Origin of the sequence: Halomicronema hongdechloris C2206, assembly GCF_002075285.3 — a bacterium.
GTDB lineage: Bacteria > Cyanobacteriota > Cyanobacteriia > Phormidesmidales > Phormidesmidaceae > Halomicronema_B > Halomicronema_B hongdechloris.
The window spans coordinates 5,234,367-5,261,361 of sequence record NZ_CP021983.2; the positions used below are offsets into that span (position 1 = coordinate 5,234,367).

Here is a 26,995-nt window from a genome sequence, read left to right on the forward strand (position 1 = left end):
CTCGGCTAGTATGACCGAGACCATCCTGACGTTATAAGTCGCGGCGGGCCCTGAGAGGACATTTGAAAACTCGACTGAAAGCCCTGCAGGGCAAGCGTTTTAGAGCGTATGGCTCTGTTGGCCAGAATCCAGTCTGGAGCAAGGTTGCAGGGTACTTTCCAAATATCCTCTGATCCCAGTTGTCCTGACTATCTACTGCGGCACAGCAATTCTCATTTTGGAAATTCAACTTGCTACTGAGAGGGATCTCTAGTTCTAGACCCTGGAGCATGAACGATTACCGCTTATGCGCTGATTCAACTAGTCACATTAGGGCATTACCGCTCAGTTGAGTGAGCTGCGAAGAGTAGACAATATCAATGAGTGTCCCTATTGAGTGCAGATCTGTGAGCTCTCAATGGTTGAGTTTATTGGCTCGTTATCGGGCGATTGCAGTGATTCGTGCCCCCAATATTACCCTAGGGCGGCAGATGGCGGCGGCGGTGGCTGCCGGAGGCATGGGGCTGATTGAAATCACCTGGACTAGCCTCGAGGCCGCAAAGCTGGTGGCCCAACTACGCTCGGAGTTACCCCACTGCCGGATTGGGGTGGGTACGGTGATGACAGAGCCGGATCTCAAGGATGCGATCGCAGCCGGGGCCCAATTCTGTTTCTCGCCCCATACCGACGTGGCCTTGCTGCGACAGGCCCAGGCCCAGCAGATTCCTATGATTCCGGGAGCCCTTACCCCCAGCGAAATCGTCACCGCCTGGCAGGCTGGCGCCAGCAGCGTCAAAGTATTTCCCATCCGGGCCATGGGCGGTGCCGACTATATCCAAAGTCTACAGGGTCCCCTAGGGCATATCCCCTTGATTCCCACCGGTGGCGTCACCCTGGAGAATGCTGCCTCTCTCCTGACCGCCGGAGCCGTGGCTGTGGGATTGGCCGGGCAGCTGTTTCCAGCCGCGGCCGTAGCCAGTGGTGATTGGGCGGTCGTGCGTGGCCAGGCTGAAAAGTTGCGACAGCAATTGAACGGGGCCGCCTACCGCCAGAACACTCCCTAGTCCAGCAAGGCAGCAAGGGAAATCCCGATAACTGCAGCCTGTTCCCTCTGGTCGATGCAGGGATTATTTCTGCCACAGCGACTGGTTACAGTCGGGACAATGCTGAAATAGTGTCCTACCCCCTACCTCAACTGCCCCCGGACACAGCGGCAGAATTCTTCTTCCTGCCCCTGCCCTAGCCCAGGGCTTTGCAGTAGGCTAGAAACCACGGGCAGCATAGGAGGCAGGTGTGTCAGGGCCAGGCAATGAAGCATTAAAGCAGCAGCCACCAGATCAACAACAACGGCGTGACTGGGCTTGGCCGTTCTGGCCGGTGGTTCCCCTCTATCCCTATGGCAGGCGACGCACCCTGCGGCGAGAAATCATCAAAGATACCGTCTGGGTCTTCGAGCAACTGCAGGGCATTTTCTATGTGATCGTGCCCATTCGCATGACCGTGATTTGCCTGGAGGGGGGTGGACTGTTGGTCTATGCACCAGTGGCTCCCACTCGGGAATGTATACGCCTGATGCGACAGCTAGAGAGCTACTACGGCCCGGTGCAATATATTGTCATGTCTACGGTCACGGGCATTGAACATAAGGTGTTTGTGGGTCCCTTTGCCCGCCACTTTCCCCAGGCTCAGGTCTATGTTGTGCCCCATCAGTGGAGCTATCCCCTCAACCTGCCCTTAAGTTGGCTGGGATTGCCGCCACGGCGGAGCCAGTATCTGGCTACCGATAGCAGCCAGAGTCCGTTTGCCGACCAATTTGACTATGCTCTGTTAGGTCCGGTTCGTCTGGGGTTCGGCCCCTTTGCTGAGGTGGCCCTCTGCCATCGGGCCTCCCGTACCTTGCTAGTGACCGATACGGTGATGGCAATTCCAGCAGAGCCTCCCGATGTCTTGCAGCTTGATCCCTATCCGCTGTTATTCCATGCCCGCGAGCATGGCCTAGACCCCATCCATGACACTCCGGCTAATCGTCGCAAGGGTTGGCAGCGCATAGCCCTCTTTTCCTTCTATTTTCGCCCTGGTCCTCTGCAAGTGCTGGGCTTGGGAGAAGCCTTGAGGGAGGCTCGTCAGGCTCCAGACCACTCCCTCAAGGCCTATGGAGGGGTGTATCCCTTCCGCTGGCAAGATACCTGGCAGCAGTCCTTTGAGCATCTCTGGCGGGGAGGGCGGCCGTTTGTAGCCCCGGTGTTGCAGATGCTGATTTTGAATCGCGACCCCAACATGGTAGAGGCATGGGTCAATCGGGTGGCCCAGTGGCAGTTTGAGCGGATCATTCCGGCCCACTTTGAGGCCCCGATTGCGGCAGGTCCTTTACTATTTCGCCAGGCCTTCGACTTCCTAGGGGTGTCTGACGACAATGACGGCTCTCCCTTGCCGACTGCGGATGTGGCCTTGCTGCAGCAATTGGAGCAAACCCTAAGCCAACGGGGGGCACTGCCGCCTAGACCATGAGCACAAGCAGGGTCTCCCGGCTCTGGTGACCCCCTCTCCTAATGGGTGGCTACGGCACCCACTGCATCGATATCTCTCTAACGCGATGGCCTATTTAGCTCGTATTGCTCTATATCCCATTAAGTCCCTCGATGGCATAACGGTATCCCAAACAACGGTGTTGCCCAGCGGGGCCTTAAGGTGCGATCGCACCTATGCCCTCTTCGACCAGCAAGGTCGCTTCATCAATGGCAAGCGCAACGCCCGCGTCCACCACCTACGCAGTGCCTTTAGCAATGACATCCAGACCCTCACCCTGACCCGGCAGGACACTCAGGCTCAGGTCACCTTCCACCTAGAGCAGCAGCGGCCTGAGCTAGAAGCCTGGCTCAGTGACTATTTCCAGCAACCCGTGCACCTGGGCCACAACCCCGACCAAGGCTTCCCCGACGACACCGAGTCCCCTGGTCCCACGGTAATCAGCACTGCCACGTTAGAAACCGTCGCCAGCTGGTATCCGGAACTGACCCTAGAGGAAGTGCGGCGACGATTCCGCACCAACCTGGAAATTGCCGGAGTCCCCGCCTTCTGGGAAGACCAGCTGTACGGACCCCAGGGAACCCAAGTCTCCTTCCAGATTGGTACCTTGCAACTCCAAGGGGTGAACCCCTGCCAACGCTGCGTAGTCCCCGTCCGCGATACACTCACCGGGGCCGCCACTCCCGCCTTTCAGCAGACCTTCATGGGCCAGCGCCGCGCCACCTTGCCGGATTGGGCCGACCGCTCCAGGTTTAACCATTTCTATCGATTGGCTGTCAACACCCGTGCCTCCAGAGGGCAAGGAGAAACAGCCATCAACGTCGGCGATCCGGTGTATCTCTCCTCCGCGCCATCAGACTCCTAGGAGGCAGAAATACTCCAGTCTCCCAAAAGTCGTCAATGCTATCCCCTTGCCCCTAAAATCACCAGGGAAGCCCCTATAACCACTTAGCCCTGATTCACTCGGAGACTCTACACCATGAATATCTTGATGGTCTTAACCTCCCACAGTGCCATGGGAGATAGCGGTAAGCTGACTGGCCTATGGCTAGAAGAATTTGTCTCCCCTTACTACAGCTTCCTGGACAATGGGGCTGCCATCACTCTCGCCTCCCCCGCTGGCGGCCATCCCCCCATTGATCCCCGTAGCACCGAGCCCGATTCTCAAACCGACGCCACCCGACGCTTTCAACAAGATGCCGCGGCCCAGGCCAAACTGGCCCATACCTCGCCCCTGCCAGCCATCAGCGCTGACGACTTCGATGCTCTCTTCTTCCCCGGTGGCCACGGCCCCATGTGGGATCTGGCCAGTAGCGAGGCCGTCGCCCGCCTGGTGGAAGCCTTCTGGAACCAGGGTAAAGTGATTGGGGCCGTTTGCCATGGCCCAGCTGCCCTGGTGCAGGCCAAGGATTCTCAAGGAAACTCCATTCTCAATGGTCGCTCCCTGACAGCCTTTACCAATGCCGAAGAGGCAGCAGTGCAGCTCGATCACCTGGTGCCCTTCGCCCTCGAATCTCGCCTGGTAGACTTAGGCGGCCGCTTCAGTCAGGCCGAGCCCTTCCAGCCCCATGTGGTCACCGATGGGAATTTAATCACTGGGCAAAATCCACCCTCATCGGAGCAAACCGCTGAGGCCGTCTTAGCCGCCCTCAATCGGGTACCGGCATGAGAGCGGCAATTCTCGGCACCGGTTATGTGGGTCAAGCCGTCGCCCGCCATTGGCAAGGCCTGGGCCTGCAGGTGACGGCCACCACTACCCGCTCAGAACGGGTAGGGGCACTGCAGGCCGTGGCTGACCGCGTCCAGGTGGTGCGCGGGGACGACGAGGCGGGCCTACGGCAGTTACTGGTCGATCACGACCTGCTCCTAGTCTCTGTGGGTAGAGGCCGGGGAGCTAGTTACGAAGAGACCTACCTGCGTACCGCCCAAACCCTGGCACGAGTGCTGCCAGACATCCCCAGCCTGAGTCAGCTCCTGTTTACCAGCACCTGCTCTGTCTACGGTAATCACCAGGGCCAATGGGTCAGAGAAGATACGCCGCCGCAGCCCGCCACGGCCAACGCCAAGATCATGATCGAGACGGAGCAAGTGCTGCTGGAGAGGAACCGACCTGACCTGAAGGTGTGTATCTTGCGGCTGGGGGGCATCTATGGTCCCGAACGCGACCTGGCCCGCATCTTTCAACGGTCTGCCGGCAGCACCCGGCCTGGCACGGGGAACTCTCCCAGTAATTGGATTCACTTAGACGACATCGTCGGGGCCATTGACTTTGTCCGTCAGCATCAATTGCAGGGGCTCTACAACCTGGTTCAGGATGAGATTCCCACGATTCGGGCCTTGATCGATCGGGTCTGCCATCGCCATGGCTTACCGGCGGTCACCTGGGATCCCTCCCAACCCAGTAGTCGCAGCTACAACGCCCGTATCGCCAACCAAAAAATCAAGGCCGCTGGGTATGCGTTGCGCCATCCCAGCTTTGACCAACTCAAGGACTGATCTCCCATGGCTAGTAAGCAATTACTCTTGTTTCGCCACGGCAAGTCAGATTGGGACGCTGACTTCAGCACAGACCACGAACGGCCTGTCTCGAAACGGGGGCGACAAGCGGCCCAACTCATGGGGCGAGTATTGGCTCGGTCCCAGTATTCTCCCGACGCCGTCATTACCTCATCAGCAGTGCGGGCGCGAACGACAGTGGAGTTAGCGGCGGAAGCGGGTCAGTGGTCCTGCCCAATACGGGTGAGTGCTGCCCTCTACGAGGCAACACCAGATCAAGTGCTGGCAGAGATTCGGCAAGCGCCCCAGACCAGCCAAACCTTGCTGTTGGCTGGGCACGAGCCCACTTGGTCGGCATTGGCGGCAGCCCTGATTGGCGGCGGCCAGTTGCGGGTACCTACTGCTGCCCTCCTCTGCATTGACTGTCAAGTAGCGGATTGGCAGACAGTAGATAGGGGCGTAGGGCAATTGCTCTGGTTGCTGCCGCCGAAGTTCTTCAGCAAAGGAGACTTCAAGGACCTGCATCCCCCTGGGCATTGATGCAACTGGCCTCCAGTAGCCAGTAGCGCTCTGTGGTCAGCCGAGCACAGGAGACCGTCAGGTTCGCTAGGGCGGGGGTAGGGGCTGAGGCCAAGTTCTCTAGCACGTGCTCGGTTTGGGCAAATTCCTTCAGCAGCCGATTGTTCTCCACATAATCGGGGGCAAAGGCGTGTTTGTGCACCAGCCAGAAATCTACCCCGAGTTCAGTATCAAAGCGCTGCACTGAGGCCAGCTCTGGACTATATTGGGCCGCAATCATGGCCAGAGTTCGCCGTTGCAGTTGACTGAAATAGCCCCAATGATAGGGTAAGGCATATTCGCGAGCCGCCACGATGGAGCGACGGCCAAAGGTGGGCAGATTATTGGCCTCGGCGTCGATCGAGGCCACTAGGGTGGCGTGGGGTTGTTGCTGCAGAAACTGGTATAGTTCCGTTGCCTGCCCGGTGACGTAGAGTTGGTTAGCGACGGAAAACCGGGGTGAAAACGGTAACAAAATCACCACCGCGACTAACCCCAGCGGCAGGGCTAAGCCCAGCTGCTGTCTAACGCGATGCCGTCGCCGCTGGTCGGCTCGGAAACGTCTAAACTGAGTGCCGATATAGATCGTCAAGGTGATGCCGGCGGCTAGGGGCAGGACAAAGCGAGCCCCGTGGTAAACATAGCGGTTAGGAAAATGCAGCTGAAACGTCAGCCAGTGGGCCAGGCCATAGAGGCCTAGGGCGGCTAGGGCAATCTGGCTGAGGAGATGGACTCTGGTGGTGAGCAACTGAGCCAACGGCGGTCGCGACTGCCGGATCCCATAGACCGGCAAGGCAAAGGCTACCAATACCAACGGCGACATTACCCCCCAGAAGAGCAGGCCGGTACGGGGGCTGGCCAGCCAAAAAATCAGCGGATTCTCGTGGAAGTAGAAGGCTCGACCGTAGTAGCCATCCACCTGGTTGAAAATGGGGAGTTGCTGAGCCTGGGCCACGGTCGTCAGGGGGCCAAACTCGTTGGTGGTGAGTTGGTAAGGACCCAGAACCAGGGCCAGGATCAAAAAGGCTCCACCCCAGAGAATCCAGTCCTTTGGCACTGCAGAAACCCGTACTCCTGCAGACCAGCGGACCAAGCGCAGGGTGAGCACCCCTAATCCCAGCAGGGCCATGGGTGGATAAAACAGGGTTAGCAGAGCCAGGGCTATCAAGCAGGGAACCACGGCGTTCCGTAGGAGATAGTAGAGGAATGCGGCAAAGAAGGGATAGAGAAAGGCGCGGGGGGTGGCCGACACCAGATCATCTTCCATCCACAGGCCCTGGTTCAGGAGCAGGCAGGCGACAAAGGCACCGGCAGGAACGGGGAAGAGGCTGAGGCTGAGGCCGAAATAATAGAGGGTGGTGATCAGTCCCAGAAATAACGGCACAAATTTGCTGATCAGCAGGGGATTGATGCCGATGCTAGTCCAGAGAAAGTAAAACGCCTTGTATCCCGGGGGGGCCACCGATTGGAAATAGTCGGCGATCAGATCGTCGGGGAAGAGGCTGGGGTCTAAGTAACGCTGCATCCAGAAGATATGCTGCCTGGCATCGTCTTGAACCACATAGGGACTATCGAGGGCAACCCCGAGGGATTGCAGGCCATAGAGCAGACAGATGAGGATGCTGAATCCTAGCCACCCCCGCTTCTGATGGCTGACGGCGGTATGGACTACGGTGGCACGAGAAATCCTAGGCAACGGCAAGGCAGTTAACCTTCAATGCAGGACGTCCCTCATTATGCAGCAGGATGTCAGGAAGTTCGGTTAGGACATGGCGGCACGATTGGGGCGGTACTCGAACATGGCCCGGACGACTTATTACAATGCGGTATGGTCTTCCCGGAGGTGTCAATGGATCCCGCGTCCCTGCATACCCGCAATCCGTTGGGGCGATTCTCAGATCGAGCCGAAGATTATGCCCGCTATCGCCCTGGTTACCCTGAGGATGCGATCGCATCGATCCTGGCAGGCTTAGGCGATCCCAGCCGCTTGCAGATCGCCGATATCGGCGCTGGAACCGGCATTTCCAGCCGGCTGCTGGCCGCTACCGGAGCCACCGTCATCGCCGTCGAACCCAACCAAGCCATGGCCGCCGCTGCCGAGCCCCATCCCCGGGTGCGGTTTCGCCAGGGCCAGGCGGAAGCCACCGGCCTAGACCATGACGCCGTCGGCCTGGTCACCTGCTGCCAGTCCTTCCATTGGTGTGAGCCGATGCCGGCGTTAGACGAATTCAGTCGCATTTTGCAGCCGGGAGGTCGCCTAGCCTTGATGTGGAACGATTGGGAATTGTCAGATCCCTTGACGGCCGCCTATCGCCAGCTGGTGCAAATTGCCGCGGACCGAGAGTTCATCAATCACTATTACCGCCATGGGTTGGAGGCCCTGCGCCGGCATCCCCGGTTTGCGCCAGTGCGTCACCTGAGCATGACCTATCCCCAACCCCTGACACTAGCGGCCCTGATCGGTCGCTCCCTCAGCGCCTCCTACATGCCGAAGCAGGGGCCGGCCTATGAACAATTTCTAGAGGATGTGACGGCCCTCTATGAACGCTGGACTGAGGCAGGGGCAGCTCTGACGTTGGTCTATCAGACCAATCTCTATCTAGCAGAGCTACGCTGACGCCTGGTGAGCCAGCTCCGGGGCCGCAGCCTATGCCCCATTGTCTGCCGACGATCGCCTATGAGGTAACTGCCATGATTCCCTTTGCCGCCAGAATGGACCGCTTGGGTACCGAATCGGCCTTTGAGTATATGGCCAAGGCCAAACAGCTCGAGGCCCAGGGGAAAGAAATCATCCACCTAGAGATCGGGCAGCCGGATTTTGCCACCGCTGACTTCATCTGCAAGGCGGCCTATGAGGCCATGCAGGCGGGATATACCGGCTATGGACCGGCGGCAGGATTGCCGGAGTTGCGGGCGGCTATCGCCGAGTATATCGGGGCCACCCGGCGCCTCTCGGTTGCTCCAGAGCAGGTGGTGGTGATGCCGGGGGCAAAGCCGATTATCTTCTTCACGCTGCTGGCTCTGGTGGAGCCGGGGGACGAGGTCATCTATCCTGACCCCGGGTTCCCCATCTACGAGTCGGTGATCAACTTCGTCGGGGCCAAGGCGGTGCCCCTACCCCTGCGAGAGTCAGTGCAGTTTCGCTGTCAACCTGAAGAATTACGGGCGCGGGTGTCGGAGCGCACCAAGCTATTGATTCTCAATTCCCCCCACAACCCTACCGGCGGCGTGCTAATGCCCCAGGACCTCGATGCGATCGCAACCCTGGCCCGGCAATACGACCTCTACGTACTGGCCGACGAAATCTACTCCCGCATTCTTTACGATCCGCCCCATCACAGCATTGCCAGCCTACCTGGCATGCAGGAACGCACCATTCTATTGGATGGCTTCTCGAAAACCTACGCCATGACCGGCTGGCGCCTCGGATACGCCGTGGCCGCCCCTGCCATCATCGAGAAACTGACCCAGCTGATGATCAACTCCAATTCCTGCACCTGCTCCTTTACCCAGATGGCCGGCATCACGGCTTTACAGGGAGCCCAACAGCCGGTTGAGGCCATGGTGCAAGCCTTCCGCCAACGCCGGGACCTGATGGTGGCCCGATTGAACCAGATCCCAGGGATACAATGCCTCACCCCCGCTGGTGCCTTCTATGGCTTCGCCAATGTCTCCCAGCTGTCCCTAGATGATCGGGCCTTAGCCGACTACCTGATGACCGAGGCCGGCGTGGCCGTCTTACCAGGGTCCTCCTTTGGATCCTATGGTGCGGGTTACTTGCGCCTGTCCTATGCCAATTCCCTCAGCAACATTGAGCAGGCTCTGGAGCAGCTGGAGCAGGCGGTGGCGCAACTGACCTAACGCGGCATCATAGCGTCTCCATGCAGCAAAAAGGGGTGAGAGGGGGCGTATAGATCCCGACGGTTCGCTATGGTGTTAATCAATAGACAATCGTTGGGAACATGACTGATCTATGCGTTGCGCAATCATTAGCCGAGCTGGACAAGTATTGGCCTACGGACGGTTACTCATTCGCCAAGAGGACGATGGTGCCCTGCGCTTGTTCCTAGAAACCGATGGCGGCCGAGTATTGCCAGGGGGACTGCTCAGCGACGACGGCGACATGACCGCCGCCAGCGCCGTATTGGCCGATCAGTTTTTCGACCTGTGGGGCATGAGCGATCTGACCCTTAGTATTCAATGTGGCACCCAGGGGCTAGACTCCACAGCGGCATTGCCGGACTCCTCCGACATCGAAACCGCCTTGCTGTAATTCGAGTGTCCCTAACTCCGGAGTCAGGCGCCTGTCTGCCAGAGGTCTAAGGTGGCAGCGATAGCATCGTCAACTGCGGCCCTTGCCTCTACTCGGTCAAGGCCACGCCCGAGCAATTGGTCGTATGGGGTCTCAGCATGGCGGACGTGGGCTTTGACCGCCAGATGTATGGCTGCATTCTCAAGATCGCGAGCGGCTTGGGTCCTACCTACTCGCTGACTGTATTTCTGGCAGGCATGATTGGCAACGAGCAGTTCTCGCCCTTTTGGACACGCAGGGTATAGCTGTCTGATCTTGTCGGCGAAAGCGGCCAGGAATCTCTCGTCTAGCTCTGCACGTCTCGCCGCCGCTCTCTGGCGCTGGCGCTCCCTCGCGTCTGCATCATCCAGGCACTGTTGTTCAGCCAATTCGAGGGCGTCAGCAGTCACCAGCAGTCCCTGGCGTTCGTAGCGTTTACGTGAGCGGCTCCATTGCAGCACCACCGCGACCAGGGGCGAGTGCTTCTTGGCGCGTCTGGTGAGGGCCGGGTTTCCGGCTGGGAGAAAGACCAAGTGGGCCAGGTCCGCACAGTCGAGGCAAAGTGCTCCTTTGTCTGCAACCAGCTGGATCCAAGCCCGTCGCCCCAGCTCATCGCCACACTCTGAACATGTGGCCTCAGATGAGGTGATGAAGACTTTCAGTTCATGACCCACGGCGACACCATCCCACGTTGGCAACGACCTCGGCAGCGATCGCTTTCACGAATTGCCTATTCTCCTCATAGGTCTAAGAGGGCGAGTAACTCCAGAATGACACCATTGGTCCAGCCAAAGCCAATTTCATTGGAACTGTAGCCAAACAAGATTTCCCCAGACACATCGGCGGAGCAGCGCTCGACGTCGTATTTTTCGACGATGGTGCCGCTCTTTTCGAACTCCTGAATCACGAGATTGACAAACTTGATCGCCAGCCGCTCGGCCTCTTGGCAATAGCCGTAGCGGTACAGGCCATAAACGGCAAAGAGCTGCAAGGGAGCCCAGCCAAAGGGGGCATCCCACTGATTGCCGGAGACGTGGGTGCTGGTGAGGAGTCCCCCTGGGGCCTCGAATTTCCACAGGTTGTCTACCAATCGTTGAGCCTGCTGGGGAGCAGCAATGCCTGCCCAGAGGGGAATAAAGGCGGTGGCGAATTCATAGTGGCGCCGTCGCCCGGTGCGGAAATTGTAGTCGCAATAGAGGCCAATGTCATCGTCCCAGAGATAGTCGTCGATGAGGCGATGGCGCTGTTTGGCCCGATCTATCCAAATGGGGACCGAGGCGGGCTGCTCTAGGGTCTGATGGATCAGGGCAATATCGCGCTCCATCTGGTATAGCAAGCCATTTAAACACACGGGAGCATAGTGAATGATGTCGGCGCTGAAGGGACCGAAGCGATCGCTGATGTCGAAGCCAGACTCTCGCATGGAGCGGTCTCCCTGGTAGAAGAGTTCGGTCAGGCAGTCCTGGTCGGCATCGTAGTAGAGGCTGAGGTCATAGTCTTCGACGGGGATGTGTTTGAAATACTCCCGTACCCGGTCGTAGTGGGTGCGACCGGCTTCATCTCGCTCTGAGGCCAGCACCTCCGGGGCAGGACCGTGGCCCAGGGCATTGTAGTGGGAGAGGCCGGTGGCTGGGTTGAGGTGGGGAGGAACGGTCCAATAAAAGTAGTATTTCTCGATGGCGGGTAATACTGACTGCAGCCAGGTGCGATCGCAGGTATACTCAAACAGCTTCAGCACCATCAGGGTGAGTACCGGCGGCTGGGAGCGGCTGAGCATATAGGTGCGATTGGCATTGAGCACCGCCCCATAGTGCTCAATCTGGTAAATAAACTGATCCACCATGCTTTGGGCCATGGCCACCTGGCCATCCCGCAGCAACCCCAACAGAATGAAATAGCTGTCCCAGCCATACATCTCATTGAAACGCCCGCCCGGCACCACATAATCGTGGGGCAGGTAGAGTAAGCCATGGTCGACGATCTCGTCCGCCTCCGCCGGCAGCACCCGGATCTGAATCTGGGCATACTCCTGCGGTGAGAGCACCGCTTGCAGCGCCGCCTCCACGGCCACCTGCTCCTGTCGATTGGAGATATAAAGGGGCCAGGGCTGACCCGGCACATGGTCAATCTTGGCATCCTTAGCGGCTTCCAGCACATGGGCTAGAGACCGGGACAGGGTCTGCCAAGTATCACGGATATAGGTGCGGATGGCGGTGACTTGATCAGAAGTAGGGCGTTCAGCCGTCACTATCGATGGCGGGACTGCGTGGGCGATCACTGTGACATTTCATTAATTAATTCTTTCCCCACGTTATCGATCATCACGGCTAATGAGTAGGGCCACGGGAAAGGTTTGTAGAATCTTGCCGATAGAGATTTGGGACTGGTCTAAGATTTCAAGATCGGTGAGGGCATCCTGCCAGGGCCCCCGCAGAGCACTGGGAATGCTCACATGGGTATCGGCCCAGACGGCATTGCCCAGCGGTTCTTGATCCGGAGTAATCAAGCTGGTCAAGAAGCGGGGAGCAATGGCAATGGCGGTGGTATTGCCGGCATGGCGGGCGAAGGCAATCACATGGTCGGCAAACTGACCATTGACCACTAAGGGATAATAGTCACCGGTTTGAAACACCTCTAGATACTGCTGCCGCGCCGCCAAGGCCCGGATAATCAAAAACAGCTTCAGGCGACCGTCATAACGAGTGGCCTTCAGGTCAGACAGCAGGCTAGTCATGCCGGTTTGGCAGCGACGTTTAATCTCCTGCAGAAAGGATAGACGCTCGTCGTAGTCTACCGGGCGGCGGTTGTCGGGATCGACCAGACTCAAATCCCACAGTTCAGTGCCCTGGTAGAAGTCAGGCACCCCCGGGGAAGCAATCTTCAGTAGCGTCTGGGACAGGGAGTTGTAGAGGCCGTAGGCGGCCACCTTTTCCTGAAACGGACGAAATGCCCGGAAGAACTCATTGTCTGGGCTGGGATCGAGAATCGCCTGCACGAACCGGATAAATCCGGCCTCGTATTCGGTATCCGCCCGTAGCCAGGCGGTGTAGACCTTAGCTTCCCGCACGGCCTTCACCACATACTGGGTAATGCGCTCTAGGAAGGTGCCATGGTCGGTGCCGAAATGATCGTCTTTACCATTGCTGTAGGGAATCTGTTGAAAGGGATAGATGCCCACCAGGGTCTGATAGAGAAAATATTCATCGTTGGCATCGGGAATCACCCGTTTAGCAGTCGTTTGCTTATGGGGCTGGTTCAGCTGCTGCCAGTGGTGCACCTGCTGCGCCCATTCCTGGGGAATTTCCGAGAGCACATTGAGGCGGGCCCGCATGTCTTCGCTGCGTTTGGTGTCGTGGGTGGCGGTGGCGTTGAGGGCATGGGGCCAATGGGCTAGGGTCTTTTGATTGAAGTGGTGGAAGTCGTCGATGGCGATGCCAAAGTGGTCGGGATGGCCCCCCACTTCATTCAGGGAAATCAGCCGGTTGTAGACGTAGAACAGGGTATCTTCAATGCCCTTGGCCATCAGGGGGCCAGAAAATTGCTGGAAGCGCATGACAAAGTGCAGCCACTGATTTTTTTCGTCGTCAGACAGAAAATCTTCGAAATTCAGCAGCAGTAGTTTTTCAATCAGGGTGAGTTCGTTCACCAGTTGAGGTATGCGTTGCTTGGCCTGGGCGATGGCCGTTTCGATATAGTGTTGATCCCGCTGACTGATGCCATTGCGATTGACATAGGTGCAGTAGATAGGAAACTGCACCAGCACCTCTAAGATGCTCTTTTTGAGGCCACTGAGGGTAAAGTCGCGGCCATAGCGGTACTGGCCGGCGATGCGCTTCAGCAGGTGAGCCAGGTTGTCCACATCCCCGACTAGATTGGTTTCGGCGATCAGGCGCTTTTTGGCGATCACCATGTCGGCATAGCGGTCGGTGACGCCACTGACCTGACGATAGATGTCGTTGAAGGCCGATTCATGGGCCTGACAACAAAACAGACTATTGACTTGGTTCAAGAAGTCATAGCCAGAGGTGCCCTGGATCGGCCACCAATTGGGCAGCTCTTCATTCAGCTCGAGAATCTTTTCCACGACCAGGAAAATATCGTCGAGTTTCTCCCGCAGGCGCCGCAGATATTGGGTGGGATCATAGAGGCCATCCAGGTGGTCGATGCGGAGGCCAGTGAAATGCTCTGACTGCACCAGTTGGCTAATCAGGTGATGGGTTTTCTGGAAGACGCGATGATCTTCGACCCGAACGCAGATTAACTCATTGATGGTGAAGAAGCGGCGGTAATTGAGTTCTTCCGCTCCCACTTTCCAAAAGGCTAACCGGAAAAATTGTTCAGAGAGCAAACCATCGAGCAGTTCGAAGCTCTCGGGGCGACCGACTTTGCCATTGAACAGCTTGAGGTTGTGGTCGATGAAGGCTTTGACGTCGTCATTGCTGCTGTAGAGTTCCCACAGCAGGTCTTTGACGAATTCGACCTGGTCTTTGCGTTCCCGGCCGGTGGTTTCAGCGGAGATATTCTTGACGATGTAGAGAATCCCTAGCAGCTTCATGAAATCAGAGCTGCTGCGACCGAGGCTGCGGGAGAGACGCCCCAGATCGTGAGTGAGGAAACGGGCGTAGGATTCTATCCGCAGGGGAATGCGCAGATGGTAGTAGTTGATGTGGAGACCAGCAGCGCTGTAGTCAAGCTGAATTTCGCCGTTTTCTAGGCATTTACCGTAGAAGTCCCCCAGCATCGGGGTGAGCAACTTGCCTTTGAAGTCGTCGTAGGGATGTTCCCATTCGATGTCGAAGTAGTCGGCATATTCGGAGTCGGGGCCATGCTCCAGAATATCCATCAGAAAGGGATTCTGGCTGTCATAGGCCATGTGATTGGGGACGATGTCCTGCACCCAGCCCATGGCCAGGTCGTGCAGGGTGTCCATCAGGGCCGTGAAGTCGTCTTCGCTGCCCAGTTCTGGATTGAGCTGATTGGGATCGACGATGTCGTAACCGTGGCCGCTCCCCTGGCGAGCTTTGAAAATGGGGGACGCATAGATATCGGAAATGCCCAGTTCAGCCAGATACGACAGGATATGCTGAGCATCGCTAAAGCCAAACTCAGGCCGCATTTGGAGTCGATAGGTGGCGATGGGAATACGCATGGGGATTTCCAGCCGTGACGGCAAGGGTGCTGAACTGTCAATGTCAATTAGGTGTTGTGTTCGTATAGCACGCAGCTATGGGCAGGTAGGGGACAGGCGGTGGGCCCGGCCAAGGTGGGGGGAGCGGTGGCCCCAGGCCCTAACCACTGCTCGTCGGCGGAGTCGAGACATTTACTCCAAATGCCGTCCTGGACGATGTCGTGGCTGGCGGCAGCAGGGGCAAAGTTGAGTAACCAGAGCAGCTGCTGGCCTTTGTCGTGGCGATAAACCTGGACCAGGGGCGGATCGTTGCTGGCATTGGCGGTGAGGGTGTGGCGCTCCCGCTGGCGCAGGATGGGGTGATGCGATCGCAGCTGCAGCAATTGCCGATAGAACCGCCACAGCACCCCATGGTGATCGTGATGACGCTGCTGCCAATTTAGGGTACTCTGCTGCACCGTCTTGGGGCTGGCGGCATCGGGGGGCTGCCCCTGCAGGTGAAAGGCTTCGAATTCCCGCTGGCGGCCCTGGCGCACCGCCTCGATCAGATCGGCGTCACCATGGCTGACGAAATAGAGAAAGGGAGCGGTCTCGCCATACTCTTCTCCCATAAACATCAAGGGGATGTAGGGAGACAGCACGGTGGTGGCCGCCGCCAGCTTCAGGGCCTCAAACCCCACCAGGGTCGAGAGGCGCTCTCCCAGCATGCGGTTGCCCACCTGGTCGTGGTTCTGGGCACAGACCACAAATTGCTGGGGCGGACAATCGCTGGCATCACTGCCGTGGTAGCGACGGCGGTGACGGGAATAGGCCCAATCGTAGACAAACCCAGCCTGCAGGGCCTTGGCCAACTGCTCGGCCTGACCAAAGTCTTGGTAATAGCCGCTTTGTTCGCCGGTGAGCAAGGTGTGCAAACAGTGGTGAAAGTCGTCGCTCCACTGGGCGGCTAGGCCATAGCCACCGCGCTGGGGGGGATGAATCACCCGCACATCGTTGAGGTCACTCTCGGCAATCAGATAATAGGGACGGCCCCGCTCCTGACTCAGGGCTTGGGTGGCCTGCTGCAGTTCCGCCAGGATGTGCTTGGCGCCAAAGTCGTAGATGGCGTGGATGGCATCTAGGCGCAGGGCGTCGATGTGATAGTGGCAAAACCAATGCCGGATATTGTCCACCACAAACTGGCGTACCCCAGGACTGTGGGGACCATCGAAGTTAATGGCCGCTCCCCAGGGGGTGCGGTAGGTGTCGGTGAAGTAGGGGCCGAAATCGGCGGTGTAATTTCCCTCCGGACCAAAATGGTTATAGACCACGTCCAGCACCACGGCCAGCCCCTGCTGGTGGCAGGCATCCACCAGGCGCTTCAGCCCCTCCGGTCCGCCATAGGAGTGCTGTACGGCAAAGGGATAGACGCCGTCGTAGCCCCAGTTGCGATCCCCAGGAAATTGAGCCACCGGCATCAGCTCTAGGGCCGTAATGCCCAACTCCTTGAGCTCGGCCAGACGAGGAATAATGGCGTCGAAGCAGCCCTCTGGGGTAAAGGTGCCGACGTGCAGCTCATAGATGACGTAGTCCGCCAGCGGCACCCCAGTCCACTCGCGGTCGGCCCAGGCAAAGGCACCGTGGTCAACCACCACCGAGGGACCATGGACGCCCTGGGGCTGATGGTGGGAGGCAGGATCAGGACGGGTAATCTCGTTGTCTAACCGGAACTGATAGGTGCTGCCAGGCGGGATCTGGTCAGCAACACCTTGCCAATACCCACCAGCTGTTGGCTCCAGGGGAAGCTGACGGGGCTGGGGAGCCAGAATTTCCACGCTCACCTGCTGGCGTTGGGGCGCCCATAGGGTGAAGTGGCAACGATGGTCTCCCAGGTACTGGGCACCGAGGGTCATGTTAGCGATAGCATCCATGGTTTGGATCTTAGGGCGAAATGCCGAAAATGGATGGTATCGTCGGCTCACTTAGGCGACAGCGGGGCTGGCGGTGCTGACAATGCCAGACCATTGCACTTTCTTTTCCCGGCTGCGGCGGTAGGAGAAGAAGTGCTGGGGTTCCTGGTAGGTGCAGTGGGGTGCGATCGCAACTTGCTCTAGGGCGATGCCTAGGTGCATCAATTGCATCAGATTGGCTCGCCGTACATCCAGCCGGAACCGCCCCAGGGTCGGATCCGGTCCAATCGGAGAGTCGGTTAAGGCCTGCACCTTAACCAGGAACGTGTCAGGATCCTCGTCAACATCCATCGCTACAATACTGCGACCCACCTCCAGAGCCACCGGAGTCGACACCTGATACATCTTCCCGGCAATAGCTGGTCCCATGGCCACCCGCAAGTCTGCCAGGCGGCTACCTTGAGTCTGCAGCCGTCGAATCGCCTGGGGGACCACCTGCTGAGCCGTGCCCCGCCAACCGGCATGCACTGCCGCCACATGGCCACTGCGACCATCGGCAATCAGCACCGGGTTGCAATCCGCCGTACAGACCCACATGGCCTGCCAGGGCTGGGTCGAGACCAACGCGTCTGCCTCTGGTCGCTGCACCGTCTTCAGATCCAGAGGCCGAGTCGCCAGGGCCACCTCATCGGCCCCCAGCACCCGATTGCCGTGCACCTGTCTGACTCGATACACCGGGGCCTGCTCCCGCAGTGCTGCCACCATTGTCTCCGGAGCTCGAGGCCAGAATTGCTGAGTGAAAAAGCCATGGGGCCATTCACTCAACAGACTGCAGGTCAGATAGGGCAGTCCCTGCCAGTGCTGCCAATGCCAGGTATGCATAGGGTTATATAGAGAAAAGTTTTTCTAAGGCGAAGAGTAAGGCGAAGAGTGCAGGTATCCAGGTGGGGAACAGCCTTAACGGATGCACTGGACGTTATTCCATAAGCTGTGTCTAGCCTAGTCAAAAATGGAATTGTTTGAGTCCGTGATGCAGTTGCCAAAAAGCGAGCATCCGTCAGGCTGAAGATTAAGTTATAGGTCAAATACCTTAATTTCTTGAAGATTCGTCGATCTTCTTGACAAGAATCGGCAGTAAATAATAAATCTTAGTCCCAGTTTCCGCTGTTTTGAGAGATTTAGGAACAAGTCTCCCCTGATTATCCTTCTCTAGGCTTGGCAGTCATGTACTCAGCCGGCGAGTGCATTGACAATAGATGAGCTGGGATACTGCTATCAACAGCATTCCATCTATCAGATTACTGCCTGAGCAAACGAGTCGAGTCGTCTCGCCTGTGGTGTTGTAGGAATCAAGTCACTCAATGAAATTCACTCAACTGTCTACCTCAGGGTACGTCTCACAGCTTGGTCTCCTAGTGGGCTGCTGTCTAGTGGGCCTGCCCGATCAGTCGCCAGCCATAGGGGCAGAAATCATCGCCGTTGACTCAAAGACACCTACTCCTCAGCTAGGGGCGGAGGCTCGTGCCCGCCCAGCTCCATCAGAATCGGTGCTGACGCTAGCCAATGAGCCGTCCCTATTAACCTTAGAGGCATCAGCTGCCGGAGAAACAGCTAGTGTGCCCCGGCCAGAAGAGTCCTATGAGCTGGGGCAAAGGACAGATGCCCCCCTAACGCTGGAGACAACGTCCCCCTCCGTCGATGGTCTCTCCGATGTGCAACCAGGGGATTGGGCCTACGAAGCCCTGCGCTCCCTAGTCGAAGATTATGGTTGCTTGATGGGCTTCCCAGACAATACCTTCCGGGGCAACCAGGCCCTTAGCCGCTACGAATTTGCCGCCAGCCTATCCGCCTGCCTAGATGCCTTAACCGATCGCCTGACCAGCGGTGAGCTGGATAGCGCTGACCTGACTACGGTGCAGCGACTCCGCCAGAGTTTTGCCGACGATTTAGCCACCCTAGAGGCCGATATTACCGCCCTAGAAACCGATGTTAGCCGGCTCCAGACCCAACAGTTTTCTCCCACGACCCGCTTGTTCGGCCAGGTGATTTATGGCATCCAGCAGCGGACTCCTAACCGAGCTGACTTTTTTCCCGTGGACGGAATCCGGGATACCGACGATCCCGGAGATTCCCTCAATATGATCACCAATGCCCAGCTCTCTTTGTTCAGCCGGTTGACCCCTCGCAGTTTTCTGCTGATGGGGTTGCAGGCAGGTCAAGGCAGTACCTTTCCCCGTCTCAACAATGATGTACGCTTGGGCTTCGAGGGGGATACCGACTTCAACCTAGTGGTCAGTGACCTCACCTATCGCCAGCTGATTGGCGATCGCTTTGCCTTGATTGCCGGAGCCCGGGGCGTGAATCCAGTGAATGTGTTTCGCGGCGCCAATCGCATCGAGAGTGCTGGCTCTGGTCCCTTGTCTGCCCTGGCTCAGCGCAATCCCATCATCAACATTGGCCGGGGCGATGCGGGCCTCGGGTTTGACTGGCAGATAAGCGATCGCATCAGTCTGCAGGGGGTCTATGCCGCCGCCGATGAGGCCGATCCCCAGATTGGACTCTTCGAAGGAGACACCACCCTCGGCTTCCAACTCAGTTTGGCCCCCGTGGATGAGATAGACCTGGCCCTGCATTACATCAATAGTTTTTCTAACACGGGTAATTTATTTACCGGCAATGGGGATGCCCAACTCACCGCCGGAGATGCCACCACCACCAACGCCATCGGTGCTACCCTGGCTTGGGATGTAAACCCATTCTTAACCTTGGGAACCTGGGGCGGCTACACCAGGTCGGTCACTCCTGGAGAGGTAGGCTCCGTAGAGACCATCAACTGGATGGTATTCGCTAACTTTCCCGATCTGTTTGGGGAAGGCCACATGGGAGGCATTTACGTGGGACAACCCCCTCGCATCAGCAGTAGCACCTTGAGACAGGGGCAAAACATCCCTGACTTGCTGGCAGGAGGATTAGGCGATCCGGACGATCAACCCGGCAGAACCACCCACATGGAGCTGTTTTATCGCTATCAAATGACTCCCAATATCAGCCTGACCCCTGGCTTCATTGTGATCTTTAACCCGGCCCATACCCCGGATAGCGAAACCATCGGCATTGCCGCCCTGCGCACCACCTTTACCTTTTAGGATTAACGTTGCGAGTCTATGGACCTGAGCTGGATATCGTAAGGAGTGCACCCATGACTGTCCCCCTGATTAAAACAGCCCTGACCGCCATCACCAGCGGATTAGCCCTGACCCTGGCCGCCCTGCCAGTGTCGGCTCAGTTAACGGTAACGGGGGGCAATGCCACCCTGAGCGATACCGATGTGTTCATTCCTAGTGATGGCACCATTAACGATGCCACCGGGGCCGCCACTGGCGACACCGATACCCGAGCCGTCATCTATGAGAGTACGCTGCAGGAAGAGGGATTTCTCATCCAAACCCTACAGGGGGATATTCCTACTAATGCCATTTTCAGGCTATCGACCTTGCCGGTGATCCAGGCGGCTGGCAATGGGGGCGAGCCGACGTTGACCAATTTACCTGCCAATCTGGTAGATTCCACGGGGAACATCTTAGGCACCTTATCCCTGCGTTCCATTAGCCCCGGGGGTCCCACCTTCGTCAACATTCCCACCACTCTTGATTTCCAGGTCAGTGCCTTCAGTAATCTCACCAATTCTGGAGATCTGACTGAATTCATTAACCCTGGCTGGATTTTGCAAGAAACCGGGTTTGTCGTTGATGCGCCCTCGGCAGCCGGGGTAGTGCAGCGACGCACCCCAGTACGGCTGGTGCAGTATCAGCCCGGCACTGCTCCTCCAGGAGGCACGGCCACTGCCGAAGACCAGGTGGTTTTAGGGAACTTGGTGCCCTCAGAGGGCTATACCCCTCAACCGGGCTGGGGAAGGGGTTGCCATCGACGACATCAGCCTTACCTTCACGGATGGTCGCATCGATACTCCGCCCGGCTTCACCCTGGAAGGGGTGGCTCCTACGGTAGAGCCCGGGGTGCTGGTGGCGCGACTGCGGGACGATACCTCGGATGTGGTCTACATCAGTCTCTTTACCGATGTCGAAATCGTTGAGATTCCCTTTCCACCGACTGATGGTGATGATGACGGCGACGATGATGATGATGGTTTTGATGACGACGATGACCTAGGCGATGATGACCTAGGCGACGATGACGACGATGACGACGATGACCTAGGCGACGATGACCTAGGCGATGATGACGACGACGACAACGACGATGACCTAGGCGATGACGATGACCTAGGCGACGATGACGACGATAGCTTCGGCCAACCCAATCCCTTTGATGGCAGCAGTCAGTTCACGCCGGTATACCCACGCTTTATCTTCGTCGGTGGATTTATCTTCCAGAATGTCCCCTCCGGTCGCTGGTTTGACCCTCCCATGGCCGATGGGTTCCAGTACCGTATGCAGCCCCGCAATGTGCCTGTAGGTCTGGCCAGCCGCGTGTTTCCCGGTCTTACTGGGGTCGGGGAGGCCTCGGATGCCGTGTTTACGTCCATCAGCGGCTTCCCAGAAGGAGTTGATGATGATGATCGCTTCCTGGTCTCGGTGGACGGGCAAGTCCTAGGCCGCTTTGGCCCCGGCGATACTCTCAGCTTCGGGGACTATGCTGATGTTCTAGGCGACCAGTTGGTCGATGGTGGGGTGGCTCAGTTCACCATCACGGAAATTGATCCGGCAGTGGACTCTAGCAATCCGGTGGCATTTCCCCTGAAGCTGGAGTTCAATACTGCAACTGCTAGCTTTGAAATGCGAGCTCTGGAGGCCATGACGACCTCTCAAGCCTCTGATGCCGCGGTCACTCCAGATCCCTAACGGTAGGGTGCCAACTTCTCCAGGCTTTCCGGCATCATAAGTGGGGAGAGTTCTACACTGCGACCTACTTGAACCAAGCTCAGATCCTGAAGGCCCTGGAGGACCATCCTGACGCCTTGGGGGTAATTCCTTCCTATCGGGCAGTTCGGCCCCATTTAGATGTGCAAATCTACGACTGCCTAGAGTCTACCAATCACCATCTGTGGCAGTTACTAGACCAGGGAGCTACCGCTGGCACGGTAGTCATCGCCCGCCGCCAGTGGGCCGGTCGGGGGCAGTGGGGCCGCCGGTGGCAGTCCCCCGAGGGCGGCCTCTATCTGTCGCTCCTGTTGGAGGTGGAGGTGCCGGTACAGGAGCAGGGGATGTTGACCCTGGCCAGTGCCTGGGGCCTGGCCACCGCCTTGGTGAAGGTGGGCTTGCCCATTCAGATTAAATGGCCCAATGACCTGGTGGTGATGGGCCGTAAGCTGGGAGGCATTCTCACAGAAATCCGCCGGGAGAACCACCAAATTCGCTATGCCGTCATCGGGGTTGGCCTGAATTGGGCCAATCCGGTGCCTGACTCTGGGATTACCCTGAAGACCCTGCTAGAGCAGACAGGGGGGGCTGGCTTAGAGACCCTTGAGAGCTTGGCAGCACTGACCCTACGGGGGTGTTTTGCAGGGCCAGCAGTTCTGGCAGGATCGGGGCTCGGCTGAGTTGGCGGTGGCCTATCAGCAACGGCTAGTGAACCTAGGGCAAGCGGTTACTGTGGCGGGTCAACCAGGCAGGGTGATTGGTGTGGCTGGTGATGGTCGCCTCTGTGTGCATCTCGATGGCGCTACCAGAGAAAAGGCGACCCTGCGATATCTACAGCCAGGCGAGATTCATCTTGGCTATGGACTGTAGTCAGGACTACATCAATATGAAGCCAAGATAAAAAGACCGGCCCTGAAAGGCGATCGCACCCGGATGCCCCCTAACAAGCCATGCATTAAGAAGCAATTAGGCTAGTTCATCGGGTAGCTTGCTTGAGACTGAGGCAGCAAACGGGCTATTTCCAGCTCAACATCGCCATGGCAGCCTCCAGTTGATGTTTTCGTGGTTAGATCGTGACCTACCGTCTCCACAGTTCCCTAACCCCAACCGCCGCTTCCAGGCGAGAGGCACTGTATCGAGCCGCTGGTCTCCTGGGTGGGGTCAGCCTAGTGCATAGCAGCCTGGGCATGGTCTGCACCCCCGTCATTGCCACTGAGCCAGTGTCGGCACCTGCGGCTGCCCCAGACACAACCACCCCCGCTACGGAAACCATTCCTACCCCTTCCCCGTCTGCAGCTAGTGGGGCCAACACTGAATACGTCAGGTCCCACGTTCTCTTCGTCAGCCCGGGCATCTACGACACCTATGGGGTCCTCTGAATCATCTCCTCAGCCTATCTCTAATCCCTCGACTGCCGATGCCGTGGTTACGGCTACCAACCCCGCCAGTTCTCCAGTAGAATCGACACAGGTTTCAGCAGATTCGCTACCCTCAATGGGGGAGGTGACAGCCCCTGTGACCTCTCGTCCTGCCAGCCCTGATAGGGTATCGGAGCCGTCCCATCCGGCTACCTCAGCACTGGTCCGACCCTCCGACGTTTCTGGCTGGCCCAGACAACTCCGTAGCCCAACGACGCATCCCCGCAAAGATCCCTCCATGGCCCATAAGGTACCCGATCAACGTCCTAACTCGCCGCGCCTCTTGCAGCACACTCTGGGCATCGTCAGTGGCCTCAGCTTACTCAGTAGCGGCGCGGCGGTAGCCAACCCTGCTTCCACGCCCGTTGCGGGGCCCCAATCGGCCACCGAACTGCTGGCACCCGCCCCTGCTGCCCCATCGGGATCGACGGCATCGACCGATCCAGGTGCCTCCGCATCCCAGAAACCGTCATCCCCAGAGCGGGTTCCGGCGTCGATTCCAACTGAAACCGATGCTCCAGCTGACTATGGCAACGTCTTTATCGACTCGACGGACTATAGCCTGGGCGCCACCGAGAGCCCTGACAACCCCACCTTGATCTTCTCCGAACGGTCCAGTGGCTGCCAGGTCACCGTTAGCCAAGGGCAACCCCTGGGAACCCAGTGCACCGGCCAGGCCTCGAGCTCATCGGCAGCTGGGACGACAACTCAGGGCAACGATGGCGTTCGCCTGGGCCCTGTCAACATCAGTCGTCAGGGGGTTAGCGTAGGCAACACCACTGTGATCAGCCGCGAGGCCATCAATCGTCGCATTCAGCCCCTAAATCTATTGCGCCGGGGACAGCAATCCTTCGTCTTTCCCCTCTCGATTCCAGCACCGATTACGTCCCTGTTTGGGTGGCGGGTGCACCCTATCTTCGGCGACCAGCGCTTTCACTCAGGCACCGATCTGGCAGCCCCCACAGGGACGCCAGTGCTAGCTACCCAGGCCGGGCAAGTGGCTGTGGCAGATGCCATCGGCGGCTATGGCCTCACCGTGATCCTGCGCCATGGCGAGGGCGACTTAGAGTCTCGATACGCCCACCTATCGCGCATTTTGGTGCAGCCAGGGGAATGGATCGAGCAGGGGGATGTGGTTGGCCTGGTGGGAAGCACCGGGAATTCCACCGGTCCCCACTTACACTTTGAGATGCGCCAACTCACAGCTCAGGGGTGGGCCGTTGTCGATCCGAGCCAGGTGCTGCAGCAGAGCGTCGCGCAATTGATCGACCTGATCGATAACCCGCTACAGGCGTTGAATCGTCCGGCCGACGAGTCTAGTGCCGAGTCCTCAGCTTCAGGTCCCTTGCCTCACCGTCCAGCCCAGCCGAATGCCAGCTAAGTCCTCTATAGCTGGCCTTGAGAGAATCGGTATTTGCCTGCAATGGAGTAGTCACTTCCCTATGTTGCCGCCCATGTCACCGCCCCTGTTGCCGATAAAGGATCTGATGAAGCCACGGATACAGCTGTCGCCCCGCTCACTGGCGGCGGTCTTGATGGGAGTGGCTCTGGGCGCCTTGATGCCGTCTGGGGTCAGGGCTGACATGTCCCTGAGGCAATACGACCCAGTGGAGCTGACGACGCCTCAGCCAGTGCTATCGGACTCGATCGCCCAGTCCATCTTGCGGATCGTCTACGGGGTGACCCAGAGCGACTAGAGGCGGAGTTGCTTCCCGTCCCAGAGGCGATTCATCTTGTGCTCAAACTCCAGGACCGCAGACTCTATGTGTATCGGGGGGGGGGAGACCCTAGAGGCTAGCTATCCGGTGGCAGTAGGGCGACCCGGCTGGGAAACCCCGACTGGGCAATTTCGAGTGTTTGCCATGCTAGAGAACCCAGGCTGGACCAATCCCTTTACGGGGGACGTGACGCCGCCAGGTAACGCCAATCCCCTAGGGCAGCGCTGGATTGCCTTTTGGACCGATGGCAGCAATGACATCGGCTTCCACGGCACCCCCAACCGGGACTCCGTGGGCCGGGCCGCCTCCCATGGCTGTGTGCGCATGTATAACGAGGATATCCGCGAGTTATATGCGCAGGTGCGCTTGGGCACCGTGGTTAAGGTGGAACCCTAGCGGCATTACCAGAGGGCCCGGGGATTCTGGGAAGTGTCAGCAGCCTCCTCTGGGGCGTCGGCATCTGAGGTCTCATCTGTAGAGGTCTCATCTGTAGGAGAGGCCTCTGGATCAGGGGATGACGCTGCGCCCGCTTCGCTCTCTGAGGGACCATTCTCTGAGTCTGCCTCAGGAGTGGGAGAGGCAGTCCCATCATCTGGCCCTTCTGGCGCCGGGGTGGGTTGGGGTTCGGACTCGGAGGCCGGTGATTCTGCCTCTTCGGGTGAGGCTTCTGGTGCCGGGGTCGGTTGAGGCTCGGTGGCGGGTTCCTCAGGACTTGGGGTTGGAGGGGGAGCATCTTGAGCCCAGGCCGAAGGCAGGGTGGCTACCGGTGCCGCCAATACTACCGCAGTCAGAACGGTAATCTGGCTGATGCGGCCTATCTGCCCCGCCATCATGCGCAAGAGCCCCTGGCCGTTGAGCTGATTAATCCCAGGGTCTGAGCAGGGCGTTAACGGTGATTGCTGAGTACTAACCATGGTGATTCACCCCTCAGGTGTGGTGGTCTTGGGGTCGCTAGGGACGCCGCGATCGCATGATAAGGTATCGTCGCCGACGAAGCGACCATCTTGCCAATTTCCCGAGGTGGAAGACCCATCCGGGAATAGGAAAGTTCCCCAACCGTGGCAGCGATTGTCCTGAAATTGACCGATGTAGTAGTGGCCACCCTCTAACATCCAGATGCCAATGCCCTGAAAGTCATCATCCTGGAACTGGCCCATGTAGCGACGGCCACTGTCAAAGGTGAAGGTGCCACAGCCGTTGCGTTTGCCCCCTTGAAATTCGCCATCGTAGCGATCGCCGTTGGGGTAGACCATGGTGCCGCGGCCATCGGCAGGCGCACCATTCTCGATGGAGCCATAGAATTCGACGCCATTGGCATATTCGTAATCGGCGGGGCGATTGGGCAATGGCCCTGGGGCTGGCTCATTACAGGGCAATGAGGACACATCGATCTCACCACTGGGCAGATCCGCTAGCGGATCTGCCAGTGGCCGTGGTCGTAGGATGACGACGAGCAGGGATGCGATCGCAAGGCCCACCATACCGATTCCTGCCGCCCATAGCGTCCATCGCGGTCCAGGATACTGACTAGGCCCAGGGCGATTGGTGTCTACCGGCGAGGGTAGACTAGTCGCTACTGGTGGCTCAAAGGTCTCCCGCACCCAACGGGCAAATTCATCCGTCGCAAAGGTCCGATCGGATGGCTGCCGCTTTTCGGGCACGGCGCCCCAGTAGACATAGTCGCAGTGCACTCCCGAGAGATCCGTTTGAGCATTAACTTGCCACGCCTGTACACAGGCTCCCGTCAGCGTCGCCCCAGAGAAATTCGTCCCCAGGGCCTCCACCTGGGTCAAGTTGGCTTGGACAAAGTGAGCATGGCTAAAATCGGCTCCGCTCAAATTCGCCTGATGCAAGTTGCCATGGCTAACATTGGCTTTGCTGCCATAGGCATTATCGAGATTGGCCCCCTGCAGATTGGCCCCCTGCAGATTGGCGCCGATCAGGCAGGCGCGGTCGAGATTGACCCGAGCCAAATTAAACTCCCGTAAATCGGCTTCAAACAGATAGGCCGCCGTCAGATCTGGACTGTCATCGGGATGGTCCTCTCGCCAGCGATTCCAGGGCTCAGCCCCCTGCTTGATCAGCTCTAGATAGTCGATCTCAGTCACGACA

Annotated in this window: 27 protein-coding genes; 18 read left to right on the plus strand and 9 right to left on the minus strand. The window is 58.3% G+C overall.

Annotated elements, in window-relative coordinates:
• Positions 1-359: 359 nt before the first annotated feature.
• From XM38_RS23920 to XM38_RS23945, 6 genes are all read left to right on the plus strand, one after another.
• Positions 360-1,043: a bifunctional 4-hydroxy-2-oxoglutarate aldolase/2-dehydro-3-deoxy-phosphogluconate aldolase gene (locus XM38_RS23920; RefSeq protein WP_080805210.1), complete on the plus strand. Its 684-nt coding sequence runs from the start codon at positions 360-362 to the stop codon at positions 1,041-1,043.
• Between the two features lie 229 nt (positions 1,044-1,272).
• Positions 1,273-2,487, plus strand: coding sequence for a DUF4336 domain-containing protein (locus XM38_RS23925; RefSeq protein WP_080805209.1), 1,215 nt, complete (start codon positions 1,273-1,275; stop codon positions 2,485-2,487).
• 85 nt (positions 2,488-2,572) lie between these two features.
• On the plus strand, positions 2,573-3,370 hold the full coding sequence (locus XM38_RS23930; RefSeq protein WP_080805207.1) for an MOSC domain-containing protein: 798 nt from the start codon (positions 2,573-2,575) through the stop codon (positions 3,368-3,370).
• A 114-nt stretch (positions 3,371-3,484) separates the two neighbouring features.
• Complete coding sequence (locus XM38_RS23935) at positions 3,485-4,174, plus strand: type 1 glutamine amidotransferase domain-containing protein (protein ID WP_088431290.1); 690 nt, start codon at positions 3,485-3,487, stop codon at positions 4,172-4,174.
• The gene (locus XM38_RS23940) at positions 4,171-5,001 is read left to right on the plus strand and encodes an SDR family oxidoreductase (protein ID WP_080805206.1); all 831 of its coding nucleotides are present in this window, start codon (positions 4,171-4,173) and stop codon (positions 4,999-5,001) included. Before XM38_RS23935 ends, XM38_RS23940 begins: the two co-directional genes overlap by 4 nt.
• A 6-nt stretch (positions 5,002-5,007) precedes the next feature.
• Entirely contained in the window at positions 5,008-5,541 is a 534-nt protein-coding gene (locus tag XM38_RS23945; RefSeq protein ID WP_080805205.1) for a SixA phosphatase family protein, read from the plus strand.
• Here the strand turns inward: XM38_RS23945 and XM38_RS23950 are convergent.
• A complete protein-coding gene (locus XM38_RS23950; protein WP_088431292.1) occupies positions 5,513-7,261 on the minus strand; it encodes a hypothetical protein in 1,749 nt (582 codons plus the stop codon). The genes XM38_RS23945 and XM38_RS23950 overlap by 29 nt on opposite strands.
• A gap of 147 nt (positions 7,262-7,408) precedes the next feature.
• On the opposite strand from XM38_RS23950, the gene XM38_RS23955 reads away from it, so the two are divergent.
• The 3 genes from XM38_RS23955 to XM38_RS23965 all read left to right on the plus strand — a co-directional run bounded on the left by XM38_RS23955 (position 7,409) and on the right by XM38_RS23965 (position 9,832).
• Positions 7,409-8,176 carry a class I SAM-dependent methyltransferase gene (locus tag XM38_RS23955; protein WP_187329529.1) on the plus strand — a complete coding sequence of 256 codons (768 nt, stop codon included), beginning with the start codon at positions 7,409-7,411 and terminating at the stop codon, positions 8,174-8,176.
• A gap of 32 nt (positions 8,177-8,208) precedes the next feature.
• The gene (locus XM38_RS23960) at positions 8,209-9,420 is read left to right on the plus strand and encodes a pyridoxal phosphate-dependent aminotransferase (RefSeq protein ID WP_225889402.1); all 1,212 of its coding nucleotides are present in this window, start codon (positions 8,209-8,211) and stop codon (positions 9,418-9,420) included.
• A 112-nt stretch (positions 9,421-9,532) separates the two neighbouring features.
• Positions 9,533-9,832 carry a hypothetical protein gene (locus XM38_RS23965; RefSeq protein ID WP_202978959.1) on the plus strand — a complete coding sequence of 100 codons (300 nt, stop codon included), beginning with the start codon at positions 9,533-9,535 and terminating at the stop codon, positions 9,830-9,832.
• A 23-nt stretch (positions 9,833-9,855) separates the two neighbouring features.
• Here the strand turns inward: XM38_RS23965 and XM38_RS23970 are convergent, their stop codons facing one another.
• The 5 genes from XM38_RS23970 to pgeF all read right to left on the minus strand — a co-directional run bounded on the left by XM38_RS23970 (position 9,856) and on the right by pgeF (position 17,749).
• Positions 9,856-10,524, minus strand: a complete 669-nt coding sequence (locus tag XM38_RS23970; RefSeq protein ID WP_080805240.1) for a DUF2293 domain-containing protein — start codon at positions 10,522-10,524, stop codon at positions 9,856-9,858.
• Positions 10,525-10,589: 65 nt separating this feature from the next.
• A complete protein-coding gene (locus tag XM38_RS23975; RefSeq protein ID WP_225889403.1) occupies positions 10,590-12,098 on the minus strand; it encodes a trehalase family glycosidase in 1,509 nt (502 codons plus the stop codon).
• A 63-nt stretch (positions 12,099-12,161) separates the two neighbouring features.
• On the minus strand, positions 12,162-14,999 hold the full coding sequence (gene treY, locus XM38_RS23980) for a malto-oligosyltrehalose synthase (RefSeq protein WP_080805201.1): 2,838 nt from the start codon (positions 14,997-14,999) through the stop codon (positions 12,162-12,164).
• A 47-nt stretch (positions 15,000-15,046) separates the two neighbouring features.
• Positions 15,047-16,870, minus strand: coding sequence for a malto-oligosyltrehalose trehalohydrolase (gene treZ / locus XM38_RS23985; RefSeq protein ID WP_088431843.1), 1,824 nt, complete (start codon positions 16,868-16,870; stop codon positions 15,047-15,049).
• A 69-nt stretch (positions 16,871-16,939) separates the two neighbouring features.
• On the minus strand, positions 16,940-17,749 hold the full coding sequence (pgeF, locus tag XM38_RS23990; protein WP_080805199.1) for a peptidoglycan editing factor PgeF: 810 nt from the start codon (positions 17,747-17,749) through the stop codon (positions 16,940-16,942).
• Positions 17,750-18,228: 479 nt separating this feature from the next.
• On the opposite strand from pgeF, the gene XM38_RS23995 reads away from it, so the two are divergent.
• The 6 genes from XM38_RS23995 (at position 18,229) to XM38_RS24020 (ending at position 23,126) form a co-directional block, all read left to right on the plus strand.
• Complete coding sequence (locus XM38_RS23995; protein ID WP_088431294.1) at positions 18,229-20,013, plus strand: iron uptake porin; 1,785 nt, start codon at positions 18,229-18,231, stop codon at positions 20,011-20,013.
• 53 nt (positions 20,014-20,066) lie between these two features.
• On the plus strand, positions 20,067-20,960 hold the full coding sequence (locus XM38_RS24000; RefSeq protein ID WP_088431296.1) for a hypothetical protein: 894 nt from the start codon (positions 20,067-20,069) through the stop codon (positions 20,958-20,960).
• Positions 20,890-21,729, plus strand: coding sequence for a hypothetical protein (locus XM38_RS26245; RefSeq protein WP_187329530.1), 840 nt, complete (start codon positions 20,890-20,892; stop codon positions 21,727-21,729). Before XM38_RS24000 ends, XM38_RS26245 begins: the two co-directional genes overlap by 71 nt.
• 68 nt (positions 21,730-21,797) lie before the next feature.
• Positions 21,798-22,427: a biotin--[acetyl-CoA-carboxylase] ligase gene (locus tag XM38_RS24010; RefSeq protein WP_088431298.1), complete on the plus strand. Its 630-nt coding sequence runs from the start codon at positions 21,798-21,800 to the stop codon at positions 22,425-22,427.
• Positions 22,387-22,617 (plus strand): hypothetical protein, encoded by a 231-nt coding sequence (locus XM38_RS24015; RefSeq protein WP_088431300.1) that lies wholly within the window; start codon positions 22,387-22,389, stop codon positions 22,615-22,617. Before XM38_RS24010 ends, XM38_RS24015 begins: the two co-directional genes overlap by 41 nt.
• A 203-nt stretch (positions 22,618-22,820) precedes the next feature.
• The gene (locus XM38_RS24020) at positions 22,821-23,126 is read left to right on the plus strand and encodes a hypothetical protein (protein WP_088431302.1); all 306 of its coding nucleotides are present in this window, start codon (positions 22,821-22,823) and stop codon (positions 23,124-23,126) included.
• Positions 23,127-23,135: 9 nt separating this feature from the next.
• On the opposite strand, the gene XM38_RS27300 is transcribed toward XM38_RS24020, so the two are convergent.
• Complete coding sequence (locus tag XM38_RS27300) at positions 23,136-23,405, minus strand: hypothetical protein (RefSeq protein ID WP_225889404.1); 270 nt, start codon at positions 23,403-23,405, stop codon at positions 23,136-23,138.
• Here XM38_RS27300 and XM38_RS24025 point away from each other — a divergent pair.
• The 3 genes from XM38_RS24025 to XM38_RS24035 all read left to right on the plus strand — a co-directional run bounded on the left by XM38_RS24025 (position 23,404) and on the right by XM38_RS24035 (position 25,279).
• On the plus strand, positions 23,404-24,546 hold the full coding sequence (locus XM38_RS24025; RefSeq protein WP_225889405.1) for a M23 family metallopeptidase: 1,143 nt from the start codon (positions 23,404-23,406) through the stop codon (positions 24,544-24,546). The two genes, XM38_RS27300 and XM38_RS24025, sit on opposite strands and share 2 nt — an antisense overlap.
• Positions 24,547-24,652: 106 nt before the next feature.
• Positions 24,653-24,862 (plus strand): hypothetical protein, encoded by a 210-nt coding sequence (locus XM38_RS24030; RefSeq protein WP_137455217.1) that lies wholly within the window; start codon positions 24,653-24,655, stop codon positions 24,860-24,862.
• Between the two features lie 66 nt (positions 24,863-24,928).
• Positions 24,929-25,279: a L,D-transpeptidase gene (locus tag XM38_RS24035; RefSeq protein WP_202978961.1), complete on the plus strand. Its 351-nt coding sequence runs from the start codon at positions 24,929-24,931 to the stop codon at positions 25,277-25,279.
• A 5-nt stretch (positions 25,280-25,284) separates the two neighbouring features.
• Here the strand turns inward: XM38_RS24035 and XM38_RS24040 are convergent, their stop codons facing one another.
• Both XM38_RS24040 and XM38_RS24045 read right to left on the minus strand, forming a co-directional pair.
• Positions 25,285-25,797, minus strand: coding sequence for a hypothetical protein (locus tag XM38_RS24040; protein ID WP_080805181.1), 513 nt, complete (start codon positions 25,795-25,797; stop codon positions 25,285-25,287).
• A 6-nt stretch (positions 25,798-25,803) separates the two neighbouring features.
• Positions 25,804-26,991, minus strand: coding sequence for a pentapeptide repeat-containing protein (locus XM38_RS24045; RefSeq protein WP_080805179.1), 1,188 nt, complete (start codon positions 26,989-26,991; stop codon positions 25,804-25,806).
• Between the last annotated feature and the right edge of the window lie 4 nt (positions 26,992-26,995).